This is a genomic window from Flavobacteriales bacterium, from assembly GCA_016715895.1.
Taxonomy (GTDB): domain Bacteria; phylum Bacteroidota; class Bacteroidia; order Flavobacteriales_F; family PHOS-HE28; genus PHOS-HE28.
Genome location: JADJXH010000004.1, coordinates 956,696 through 969,143 on the forward strand (window position 1 = coordinate 956,696; position 12,448 = coordinate 969,143).

Here is a 12,448-nt window from a genome sequence, read left to right on the forward strand (position 1 = left end):
CCCGGCGAAAACCCGCGCCGGACTAGCGTTCCAAGGGCTGTTTTGGCTACCTTGCACCCCCTTGCGCCCGAACGTGAGCCCAGACACGGTCCCCGGACCGATCCGCTTGTGTGGAGCGGCCCTCGTGGCGGCCATGCTCGCGGCTACGCCATTGGCGGCCCAGACCTTCATCATGGGCAATGCCAGCTGGCAGGCCTGCAGCGGGGAATTCCTGGATAGCGGCGGTGCCGGTGGGGCCTATGGGAACAGCGAGGACCTCACGGCCACCTTGTGCCCCACCAACGGGGCGGGGGCGGGCTCCAACGTTTCGGTGACCTTCACGGCCTGGGCGGTCGAGCCCGGCGCCACCGATCAGCTCTTCATCCACGATGGCACCAGCACGGCCGATCCGCTGTTGGTCACGGGCAATGGGTCCAACCCGCTCAATGGCCAGACCATCACGGCCACCGGCCCGACGGGCTGCCTGACGTTCCGGTGGGTGAGCGACGCGGCCAACACCTTCCCGGGATGGTCGGCCACCATCGGGCCTGCTCCAGATGCGGGCACGTCCACGGGGGGCACCGTCTGCGATACGGACGCCCCGTTGGACCTGTTCGCCGCCTTAGGCGGCACACCGGATGCGGGTGGCGCGTGGACGGACCCGGGCAGCGCCCCACACGGAGCCACCTTCGATCCCGGCACGGACGCACCAGGGGCGTACACCTACACGGTGAACGCGGGTGGCGGCTGCCCGGTGGCCACCGCGACGGTGACCGTCACGGTGAACACGCAACCGGACGCTGGTTCGAGCACCAGCATTGGGGTGTGCAGCGATGATGCCCCGTTCAGCTTGTTCGCGCTGCTCGGACCTGACGCCGACGCGGGTGGCAGTTGGGCCGGGCCGGGCGGTCCGCACCCGCCGACCTACACCCCAGGCGTGTCCCAGGCCGGGGTCTACACCTACACCATCCCGGGCATCCCTCCGTGCGTGGGTGCGACGGCGACGGTGACGGTGAGCGAACAGACCGCCCCGGATGCCGGCGGGGACCGAAGCATCACCGTGTGCAGCGACGATGCCCCCTTCGGGCTCACGGCACAGCTGAACGGAACACCGGACCCCGGAGGTCAGTGGGTGGGCCCGGGTGGTCCGATCCCCGGCGATCTGTTCGATCCCGCCGTGGGGCCGGCAGGGGTTTGGACCTACACGGTGACCGGCATCGCTCCGTGCTCGAGCGCTTCGGCCCAGCTCACCATCACCATCCGGCAGGCTCCGGACGCCGGCACCGACCGCACGGTCGTGGTGTGCAGCACGCGGGGTTCCTTCGCCCTGGTGGACTCTTTGGGCGGATCGCCGGACCTAACCGGTTCGTGGACCGACCCGAACAGTGCGGCGTTCAATGGCACGTTCATTCCGGGCACGAGCCCCCCGGGCACCTACACGTACACGGTGACCGGCCAATCGCCCTGCGACCCGGCCGTGGCCACGGTCACTGTTCAACTGGTGATCGCACCGGATGCGGGCACCAATGCCACCCTGCTGCTCTGTTCCACCGACGCGGTTGTTCAGCTCTTCGGTGAGCTGGGGGGCGCTCCCGATCCCGGGGGCAGCTGGACGGACCCCGACGGGGACCCCTTCTCGGGGACCTTTGACCCCGGCGCCGATGATCCCGGGATCTACACCTACACGGTGCTGGGCCTGGTGCCATGCGCGGATGCCAGTTCCACGGTGACCATCACTGTGACCCCAGCTCCGAATGCAGGCAGTTCAGGCTCCGCCTTGGTCTGCAGCACCGATGGGGCCTTCGACCTGGTCGACAGCCTGGGCGGATCGCCGGCGGTGAACGGTAGCTGGACGGACCCCAATAGCGCTGCCGTGCCTTCCGGCAGCTACGTGCCCGGCACCTCGCCACCCGGACTCTACACCTACACGGTGACCGGCATCGCTCCCTGTGCCGACGCCATCACCACGGTGGACGTGGACCAGACCACGGCGCCGAACGCTGGGACAAGTGCGGCCCTCACCGTGTGCAGTGATGATCCGGTCGTGGACCTCTTCGCCCTGTTGGGCGGAGCGGATGCCGGTGGAACATGGACCGATCCCGGGAGCCAGCCGCACCCGGGTCAGTACGACCCGGCCACCGATGTCGGCGGCACGTACACCTACACGGTGGCGGGCGCTCCGCCGTGCCTGGACGCGGTCGCAACGGTACAGATAACCCGACGGATCGCCCCTCACGCTGGTAATGACGGCAGTACCACCGTGTGTTCGAACACGGGGAGCTTCCCGCTGATCTCGGTGCTCGGCGGCGCGCCCATGACCACCGGCACCTGGACCGATCCGAACGGGGTGGTGGTGCCGTCGGGCAACTTCGTGCCGGGCCAGAACCCGCCGGGTGTGTATCGCTACGTGGTCACCGGCACGGCCCCGTGCGTGAACGACACGGCCTTCGCCACCGTGAACGTGCAACAGGCGCCCAATGCGGGGATCAACGGGGACACTTTGGTATGCGGGAACGGATCCTCCTTCGCGCTGAGCCTGGTGCTCGTCGGGCCCTTTGATGCCAACGGGACCTGGACCGGCCCCGGCACCGATCCGCACGGCCCCATCTACGACCCGGTGACGGATGTGCCCGATGTGTATACCTACACCGTGGCTGGGGTCCCGCCCTGCGCCAACGCCGCCGCGTCGGTGATCGTGCAGGAGGCGACCCCGCCGAACGCCGGTGGCAATAACACGGTCACGGTCTGCAGCAACGCCCCTGCCTTCGACCTCTTCGGTTCGCTCACCGGCACGCCGGCACCGGGCGGATCCTGGAGCGGGCCGGGAGGCGCGATGAACGGCACCTTCACCCCGGGCACCAGCCCCGCCGGCCAATACACATACACGGTGGCGGGCACCGCGCCCTGTTCGTCGGCCTCCGCGATCGTCACCGTGGTGGTGAACAACGCCCCCACCGCCGGTGGCGACGGCGCGGAGACGGTCTGTACGAACTCCGGTGCGATCGATCTCTTCACGCTGCTGCAGCCACCGTATAGTGCGGGTGGGAACTGGCTGGATGTGAACACCACGGGCCAGTTGACCGGCAGTGTGCTCCAGACCAACGGGCTTGCGAACAACGTCTACCTGTTCCGCTACGTGGTGCCAGGCTCGGGCCAGTGCCCGAACGATACGGCCGAGGTGTCCATCACCATCGTGCCACAGCTGGATGCCGGGAGCAACACCTTCCGGCAGGTGTGCGGCAACGAGACGGCCTACGACCTCTTCGCGCACCTCAACGGCGGGCCGGATCCCGGCGGTGTATGGATCGACAACGACAACACGAACGCGCTCACCAACGGTCTGTTCAACGCCACCCTGGTAGCCCCGGGCAACTACGACTTCACCTATTTCCTGGACGGCGGTGGGTTCTGCCCGGACGACCAAGCGGTGATGACGGTGAACGTGGAGGGTGCGCCGGACGCGGGCATCAGCGCGGATACGGTGGTCTGCGGGAACGGCGGTTCGTTCCAGTTGTTCAGTGTACTGGGCGGCACGCCCGACGCGGGCGGGTCCTGGACGTACAACAGCCAGCCCCACTCGCCCTCGTACAACCCGGTCGTCGATCTGCCCGGGGTCTACGAGTACCGGGTGGATGGCGACCCGCCCTGCCTGGACGCGATCGCCACGGTGACGGTGAACGAGGTGGCACCGCCGAACGCGGGTCAGGGCCGCCCGGTGAGCGTGTGCGAGAACGATGCGCCGTTCGTGATGACGGACAGCCTGGGGGGGACGCCGCAATTGACGGGGACATGGACGGACCCCGGCAACCAGGTGCACGCGAACCTGTTCGTCCCCGGTGTGGATCCTTCGGGGGCCTATGTGTACACGGTACCCGGGGCATTCCCTTGCAGCAACGCCGTCGCTGTGCTGACGGTGAACAAGACCTTGGAGCCCGATGCGGGTGGCGATGGCCAGGTGACGGTGTGCGATGATGCGGGGGCCTTCCTGCTGAGCACGGTGTTGACCGGAACCCCGGATGGCAGCGGCTTCTGGCTCGATCCGGGCGGACTGCCCACCGATGTGCTCTTCGACCCGCAGGTGGACCCGGAGGGCGATTACACCTACGTGGTGCCGGCCAGTGGGTCGTGCGAAGCGGACAGTGCCGTGGCCAGCGTGTTCGTGAGCGCCCGCCCCAACGCAGGCAACAGCACCTCCACGACCGCATGTTCCACCGGGGGTTCGGTGAACCTGTTCCCCTTGCTGGGCGGGGCGGACAACACCGGTACGTGGACCAACCCGCTCGGGCAGCTCCATGGGGGCGTCTTCAATCCACAGAACGACCCGCCCGGGGCCTACAAGTACAAGGTCAACGGGGTGTCACCCTGCCCGGCGGATTCGGCGGTGGTCATCGTTTCCGTGAGCGCTCCGCTGAGCCCGGGCACGAGCGTCACCCGGTCGGTGTGCAGCTCCCAACCGTGCTTCTCGCTGTTCACGCAGCTGGGCGGAACACCCGCCGCGAACGGCACGTGGACAGGCCCCAACGGGGTGGACGATGGCGTGTTCTGTCCCGGTCAGGATCCGCCCGGGGTGTATGTGTACACCGTAAGCGGCCCGCCACCGTGCCCGGCCATCTCCGCCACGGTCACCGTGGGGGTGAGCGCCAGCGTGAACGCCGGCAATGATGTGACCACCGTGGTCTGCCGACCGGGCCCCACGATCAACCTGTTCAACCAGATCACCGGCAATCCGCAGCCCGGCGGCAATTGGCTGAACCCGTTGGACCAGCCGCACAACGGGCTTTTCCAGCCGAGCCTGGATGTGGCGGGGGTGTACAAGTACATCCGCACCGCCCAGTCGCCGTGCGCGAACGACACCGCACGGGTGACGGTGGTGGTGAACGACGCGCCTGATGCCGGCGGGAACGGGGTGACGATCGTCTGCGACGACGAGGATCCCTTCGGTCTGCTCGGCCTGCTCACGGGTAGCCCGGACCTCAACGGCATCTGGCGCGATCCCAACGGGGCCACCGTCGTGGGCATCTATTTCCCGGGGTCGAGCCCACCGGGCGTGTACACCTACCGCGTCGGTGGGGTGCAGGCCTGTCCCAATGATTCCAGCACGGTGACCGTGATCGAGAACCACCAGCCGTGGGCCGGGATCGATGGCGTGGACGAAGTGTGCAGCACCGAACCCTCCTTCCCCCTGTTCCCGCTCCTGCAAGGGGGGCCTGAGACCGGTGGCACCTGGCGCGATCCCAACAACGGGCCCTTCTCCGGCACCTACGTGCCCGGCATCTCCATCGAAGGCACCTACAGCTACATCCTCTTCGGTGATGCGCCGTGCGTGAACGACACGGCCAAGGTCACCATCTTCGAGAGCGAGCAGCCCTTCCCCGGGGTGGACGCGGCGCGTGCGCTGTGCAGCAACGGCCCGGTGGTGGCCTTGTCCACCCTGCTGAACGGAACGCCCGATACAGGTGGTGCATGGAGCGGCCCGAACGGTCCGGTACCGACGGGCAACTTCGATCCGGCCAGCGATCCACCTGGCGCTTACGTGTACACCATTCCGGCCGCGGCGCCCTGTGCCACGGTGAGCGCCACGGTGCAGATCACCCTCGTGCCCGCCCCGAACGCGGGACAGGCAGGTTCGCTGGCCGTCTGCGTGGAGGCGAGCGCGGTGGACCTGTCGACCGCGTTGAACGGAGAGGACCCCGGTGGTATCTGGACCAACATCAGCGGTCAAGGTGTTCTCACCGGCGGCACGTGGAACGCCACCGGTGTCCCTACGGGCAACTACGAGTTCACCTATTCCGTGGCCGGGACAAGTCCGTGCACGGCCGCCACGGCCACCGTCACCGCGCAGGTGGTACAGGGCCTGGATGCCGGCGACGACAGCGCGGCCGATGTGTGCGAGAGCGAAAGCCTCGTGCCGCTCTTCAACCTCCTGCAAGGCACACCCCAGTCAGGCGGTACGTGGGTGGACGTCGGCGGATCGGGAGCGATGCTCAACGGGGTGTTCAACGCGTCGCTGGCCGGAGTGGGCCAATGGCCGTTCGACTACATCCTGGCCCCTTCCGCAGCGTGCGAAGGGGATACGGCCCGGTTGGTGGTCAACGTGTTGGAGGGCCCCAATGCGGGCTGCTCAAGCGGCCAGACGGTATGCAGCAACGCCAACCCCTTCCTGTTGATCCAGTTCCTCAGCAACGGATGCAGCCCTGATGCGAACGGCACCTGGACGGGCCCGGGTGGCCAGGCGCACAGCGGCCAGTTCGACCCCGCCGTGGACACTTCCGGGGTGTACACCTACACGGTGCCCGCGATCGGCAACTGTCCGCAGGCCCAGGCCACGGTGACCATGGTGGTGGAGGCCGCGCCGTACGCCGGCCCCGACACCAGCCTCAGCGTGTGCAGCAACGGTGGTCTGGTGGCTCTCATCTCCCTGCTGCCGGGTGCGGATACGGATGGCGCCTGGCTGGCGCCGGGTAATGTGCCCTACAGCGGAGTGTATAACCCGAACATCCATAACGCTGGACTTTACGTGTACAATGTGCAGGGCTCGCTGTTCTGCTTCCCCGATCAGGCCACGGTGAACATCACCGAGAACCAGGCGGTGAACGCTGGATTTGACAATGCCGTCACCATCTGTTCCTCGCAGGCGTCGTTCGTGATGAATGGACAGTTGGGCGGAAACCCGGATCCTCTTGGGACCTGGTTGGATCCTGATGGGTTGCCGCATGGATCGAGCACCTACGACCCCGCTGTAGATGACCCTGGTGCGTATGTGTATGTGAAGGATAGTGTAGGAGCTTGTGTGGGCGACACCGCCATCCTGGTGGTGAACGAAGTGCCCGAACCACAGGCGGGCACCGGCCTCACCTTGCCCGTGTGCGTGACAGAAACAGCGCAGGACCTGTTCGAGGGCCTGCAAGGACCCTATGACAGCGGGGGCGTATGGTCCGATCCCGGCGGCACGGGCGCTCTCACGGACAGCCTGTTCGACGCCACCGTGGTGGGTCTGGGCACCTACACCTTCGTGTACACCGTGCCGGGGATCAGCCCCTGCCCAAGCGACCAGACCACGGTCACCGTGGAGGTCTCCGCGGGGATTGACATCGGCACGGGCACCATCGATACCATCTGCGGCAACGTGCCATACGACCTGTTCAACTCCTTGCCGGTCGGCACGGTGCAGACGGGGACATGGACGGACGGTTCGGGTACGGGCCAGCTCAACGGGTCGGTGCTCAACGCCGATCAGCTGCCCGCCGGGGTCAATTATCCCTTTACCTACGAGGTGCAGACCGTGGCCTGCGGCCTGGTGTCGGTCGGCATCATCATCCACGTGGCGCCGGCCCCAGATGCAGGAGGCAACGGCACCGTGCAGACCTGTGCGAACGCCGGCACGGTGGACCTGTTCGACGCCCTGACCGGAACGCCGGAGCCGGGCGGCAGCTGGACCAACCCCCTGGGAGCCGCGCACGACGGGTCGTTCGAGACGGCGACCGATGTGCCGGGCACCTACACGTACACCGTCCAGGGGATCGCACCATGCACCAACGCCACCGCCACGGTGAGCATCACCGTGAACCAGCCTGCCAGCGCGGGGGCTGACAGCAGCGTCACGCTGTGCAACACGGATGATGCCTACGACCTCTTTGCGGCCCTGGCCGGCGAACCGCTGGTGGGCGGTTCGTGGACGGAGCTCAATTCCAGCGGCGCGGTGGCGGGTGCCACGCTGAACACCACCCTGCTGGGCCCGGGCACCTACGGGTTCCGGTACACCGTGCAGGTGCCCGGTTGCGCGGCGGCGCAGGCCACGGTCACCGTGACGCTCCAGGAGGGTGTGACCGTGACGGACCTGACGCGGATCTGCAATGAGGAGGACCGCACCTACATCGTGCAGTTCACCATCAGCGGTGGCGATGCGGCCAGCTACAGCATCACCGGCCTCGATGGCACATTGTCCATCACGGCGCCCTTCGTGTTCACCAGCGCCCCCATCCTCACGAGCCAGGGCTTCGCCTGTACGGTGACCGATGCCAACGGCTGTGCACCGCGCCTGCTGGAGGGGGTGAGCCCCTGCGCCTTCGAGGACGATGTGTTCGTGCCGGGGCTGTTCTCCCCGAACGGGGACGGCGTGAACGAGACCTTCCAGCTCCCGGGCATCGAGGGCTGGCCGGAGAACACGGTCGCGATCTTCAACCGCTGGGGCGACGAGGTTTACAGCGCCGCCGGGTACGACAACAGGACGGTGGTGTGGGATGGCACCTCGCAACGGGCCGGGCTCTCCGGCCAGCTGCCGAGCGGCACGTACTACTACGTCATCGAGCTGGGCGGCGGTCGTGAACCCCTGAAGGGCTACGTCTATCTGAACCGATGAAACGCCGCCCGATCACCCGCGCCCTGTTCGTGCTGTTCCTGCTGGGAGCGGTGTCCGCCCGTGCGCGTGCGCAGCAGGACCCGCTGTACAGCCAGTACATGTTCAACACGCTGGCCTTCAATCCGGGGTATGCGGGCAGTGCGGACGTGTTCACGATCATGGCCCTGACGCGCCACCAGTGGGTGGGTTTCGAGGGGGCGCCCAGCACGCAGACCCTGACGCTGCATTCGCCGCTTCCGGTGAACGGCCTGTCCCTGGGCGGCACGGTCCTGCACGATCGTGTGGGTCCGGCGCGGCAGACCGGCGCCTTCGTGGACGTGGCCTACCGCATCCGCACCGGCGAGCGCTCGCGCCTGGCCTTCGGCCTGAAAGGCGGGGTGAACCTCTTCCAGGCCGACCTCGCGGGCTTGAGCACCGTGGAGGTGGACCCGTCTGCGGCGAGCATCAGCAGCAAGGCACTGCCCAACTTCGGCTTCGGGCTGTTCTGGCACGCGCCGCGGTGGTACGTGGGCCTTTCCGCCCCCAAGCTGTTGGAGAACCAGTTGACCGAGGCCCAGAGCGCGGTGGTCGCCACCGCGCAGGAGGACCGCCACTATTTCCTGCTGGGCGGGGCGGTGTTCGACCTGGGTCGCGACCTGAAGCTGAAGCCTTCGGTGATGCTGCGCGCGGTGGCCGGTGCGCCGCTGTCGCTGGATGTGAATCTCAACCTGCTGCTGCGTGAGCGCATCTGGCTGGGCGGCATGTACCGTGTGGGCAACGCCTTCGGCGTGATGGCGCAATACCAGTTCAACGAGCAGTTCCGGGCGGGCTACGCCTTCGACCTCACCACCACGCGCGTGGGCGCCTACAACGCCGGCACGCACGAGGTGATGCTGAGCTACGACCTGAAGTTCACCAAGGGGCGGACGATCTCGCCACGCTACTTCTGATCGATGCGCCCGCTCCGCCTGCTCCTCCTGCTCCTGCTGCCGCTGCTGCCGCCGGTCGGCGCCGTGGCCCAAGGGGGCGCGGACGCGCGCATCCGCGCGGGCGATCAGCACTTCGCCCAGCTGGCCTACGCGCTGGCCGAGAAGGAGTACCGCGCGGCTGCGGACCTGGGCGCGGTGAACGAGCATGTGGCCAAGCGCCTTGCCGAGTGCAACATGAAGCTCGGCAACTCCGAGGAGGCCGAACGATGGTACGCCATCGTGGTGAAGTTCCTGAACCGCGAGCCGCGCGATCTGTACGCCTATGCGCAGGCCCTGAAGAGCAATGGCAAGTACGAGCAGGCCGAGGAGTGGATGGACCGCTACCTGGCCACGCGCCCTCCGGAGGGCGGGGCCCAGCGCAGCAACATCACCAGCTTCGCCCGCAAGTTCACCGACCAGCAGGAGCGCTTCACCATCACGACGTTGAACATCAACACGCCATACTCGGACATGGCGGCCACGTGGTGCGGCCCCGACCAGGTGATCTTCTCCAGCAGCCGCAACGAGAAGGTCGGCATCCAGCGCCGGGCGGCCTGGAACGACCAGCCCTTCCTGGACCTGTACCGGTCGGCCCGCCAGGCCGATGGGACGCTGGGCCCCCCCACGCTGCTGGAGGGCAAGGTGAACAGTGCCCTGCATGACGGCCCCGCAGTGTGCAGCACCGACGGCAGCACCATGTACTTCACCCGCAACAGCAGCGTGCGGAGCCGCAGCGGCATCACCCGGCTGGGGATCTACCGGGCGCGGCGCGTGGGCAACGAATGGGGCGGGGTGGACCCCTTCCTGTACAACAACAGCGAGTGCTCGGTGGGACACCCTGCGTTGAGCCCCGATGGCCGGCGCCTCTATTTCGTTAGCGACATGCCGGGTGGCCTCGGGGGCAGCGACATCTACGTGTGCCGCGACCTGGGCGGCCAGTGGGGCGAGCCGGAGAACCTCGGCCCGGTGATCAACACCCCGTACAACGAGGTGACGCCCTTCATCGCCGCCGATGGCACGCTCTACTTCAGCAGCGATGGGCATCCGGGCCTGGGCGGCCTCGATGTGTTCGCCGCGCCGCCCGCGGACGGGGACCGCTTCACCACGGCCATCAACGTGGGTGCACCGCTGAACGGCACGAAGGACGACCTGGCCTTCATCATCGACGCCACGGGGAAGCACGGGTACTTCAGCAGCAACCGGCCGGGCGGCATGGGCGACGATGACATCTACGCCTTCGTGATGCACAGCCCGCTGGAACAGCGCTACCTGTGCACCGGCGTGGTCATCGACGACGAGAGCGGCTCACCGGTGATCGATGTGGTCGTGGAGCTGCAGGACATGAGCGGCGCGGTGCTGGCCAGCACCAGCACCGATGCACGCGGCGAGTACTCGTTCGGGGTGCAGAAGGACAAGGAGTACCGCGTGGTGGCCCGCATGAAGGGCCGTTACGAAGGCAGCCAGCACCTCAGCACCGAGCAGATCGAGAACCAGCAGATCGTGGCGCGGGACATCCACCTGGTGCCCGATGCCGGGGTATGGTTGCGGGGCGCGGTGCGCTACAAGGACCGGCTGGGCTTCATCGAGGGCATGACGGTGAGCGTCGTGAACCTCACCAGCTTCTATTCCGAGAGCCAGGTGACCGGCGAGGGGGGCGACTTCAGTTTCAGGCTGCAGGCCAACGAGGAGTTCGAGGTGCTCTTCGAGAAGCCGGGCTATTACAGCCGCAGCGTGTCGGTCTCCTCCATCGGCATCCGCAACAGCGTCATCGACCTCAACGCGGCCTTCGACCTCAGCTTCGAGCCCGTGGAGCTGGGCCGACCGGTGCGTCTCAAGTACATCAAGTGGCCCGATGACAAGAGCCTGTCGCTGGACCCTGTGGCCCGCACCGAGGTGGACCAGCTGGCCGAACGGCTCAAGGTGAACCCCGCGCTGCATGTGGAGCTGGCGGTGCACGGCGATGCGCGCGGTGATGGCGAGGCGCAGCTCAGGCTCACGCAGAAACGTGCGCAGGCCATCGTGGACCAGCTCGTGACCAAGGGCGTTCCGAAGGACCGCGTCACCGCCAAGGGATACGGCGGCATGCGCCTGGTGAACCATTGCGTGCCCGGGGTGCAGTGCACCGAGGCTGAACATGCCGAGAACCGTCGCGTGGAATACACCGTCACCGAGATCCGACCCTGACCATGCACACCTCCATTCGCCTCCTGTTCGCGCCGCTCCTCCTGTCCATGTCGGTGTCCCTGCACGCGCAGGAGGCCGGCGTGGAGTGCGACCCGGCGCGGTTCGCCAAGGTCATCGCCGACAAGGCCGGCCAGGTGCTTGATGTGCGCACGCCCGAGGAATGGGCCACCGGGGTGATCGCCGGAGCGCGCTTCATCGACTTCAACGCCGGCGGCTTCAAGTCCGCCGCTGCGGCCATGCTGGACAGGACGAAGCCCGTGTTCGTCTACTGCGCGGCGGGAGGTCGCAGCTACCGCGCGAGCAAGCAACTCAAGGAGCTCGGCTTCGCCGAGGTGTACGACCTGGTGGGCGGCATGGGCGCCTGGAAGGAGGCGGGCATGCCCACCGTGCCCTACGCCAGGGACGCGAAGCGGTAGCCCGCATCCCGCCAGTGCTTCAGCGCTTCGGGTAGCACCACGCGCAGCCGGTCGGCCGCTTTCGGCGCATCGTGGAACACGACGATGGAGCCCGGGCGCGCCAGTCGCAGCGTACGGTCCAGGCACTGCTGCGCGGTGCAGCGGATGTCATAGTCGCGCGAGAGCACATCCCACATCACCACACGGAGGCGGCGCCGCAGGGCGAGGAGCTGGGCCGGTGTGAGGCGGCCGTAAGGGGGGCGGAAGAGCATGCCGCCCACCACGCGCTGGCCGCGCAGCACGTTGCGCAGAAAGGCCCTCTGCGGAGTTCGCCAGCCGTCGGGGTGGTCCCAGGTGTGACCGCCCACGGCATGACCGTCGGTCCGCATGCGCTCCACCAGGTCCGGGCGTGCGGTGGCGCGATCGCCCCGGCAGAAGAAGGTGGCGCGGGCATCCACGGCCGCCAGTTCGTCCAGCACCCACGGGGTCAGCTGCGGGTCGGGCCCGTCGTCGAAGGTGAGGTACAGCACCCGGTCACGGGCCGGCATGCGCCACAACGCCCCCGGCATCAGCGCACGCAGCGG

Annotated in this window: 5 protein-coding genes; 4 read left to right on the forward strand and 1 reads right to left on the reverse strand. The window is 67.7% G+C overall.

Annotated elements, in window-relative coordinates; all coding sequences use genetic code 11:
- Positions 1-61 precede the first annotated feature (61 nt).
- Genes IPM49_12725 through IPM49_12740 form a run of 4 tightly spaced genes read left to right on the forward strand, consistent with a single transcriptional unit; the run spans position 62 to position 11,885 of the window.
- Entirely contained in the window at positions 62-8,338 is an 8,277-nt protein-coding gene (locus IPM49_12725; protein MBK9275385.1) for a gliding motility-associated C-terminal domain-containing protein, read from the forward strand.
- Entirely contained in the window at positions 8,335-9,267 is a 933-nt protein-coding gene (locus tag IPM49_12730; protein ID MBK9275386.1) for a type IX secretion system membrane protein PorP/SprF, read from the forward strand. Before IPM49_12725 ends, IPM49_12730 begins: the two co-directional genes overlap by 4 nt.
- Before the next feature lie 3 nt (positions 9,268-9,270).
- Positions 9,271-11,469, forward strand: coding sequence for a PD40 domain-containing protein (locus IPM49_12735; GenBank protein ID MBK9275387.1), 2,199 nt, complete (start codon positions 9,271-9,273; stop codon positions 11,467-11,469).
- 2 nt (positions 11,470-11,471) lie between these two features.
- Positions 11,472-11,885 carry a rhodanese-like domain-containing protein gene (locus IPM49_12740; protein MBK9275388.1) on the forward strand — a complete coding sequence of 138 codons (414 nt, stop codon included), beginning with the start codon at positions 11,472-11,474 and terminating at the stop codon, positions 11,883-11,885.
- On the opposite strand, the gene IPM49_12745 is transcribed toward IPM49_12740, so the two are convergent.
- On the reverse strand, positions 11,861-12,433 hold the full coding sequence (locus tag IPM49_12745) for a polysaccharide deacetylase family protein (protein MBK9275389.1): 573 nt from the start codon (positions 12,431-12,433) through the stop codon (positions 11,861-11,863). The two genes, IPM49_12740 and IPM49_12745, sit on opposite strands and share 25 nt — an antisense overlap.
- Positions 12,434-12,448 lie beyond the last annotated feature (15 nt).

What these genes read in the sequence shown, in the direction of transcription:
- IPM49_12735 (MBK9275387.1), top strand. Translation starts at nt 9,271, where the DNA reads ATGCGCCCGCTCCGCCTGCTCCTCCTGCTCCTGCTGCCGCTGCTGCCG.
- IPM49_12740 (MBK9275388.1), top strand. Translation starts at nt 11,472, where the DNA reads ATGCACACCTCCATTCGCCTCCTGTTCGCGCCGCTCCTCCTGTCCATG.
- IPM49_12745 (MBK9275389.1), bottom strand. Translation starts at nt 12,433, where the DNA reads ATGCCGGGGGCGTTGTGGCGCATGCCGGCCCGTGACCGGGTGCTGTAC.
- IPM49_12730 (MBK9275386.1), top strand. Translation starts at nt 8,335, where the DNA reads ATGAAACGCCGCCCGATCACCCGCGCCCTGTTCGTGCTGTTCCTGCTG.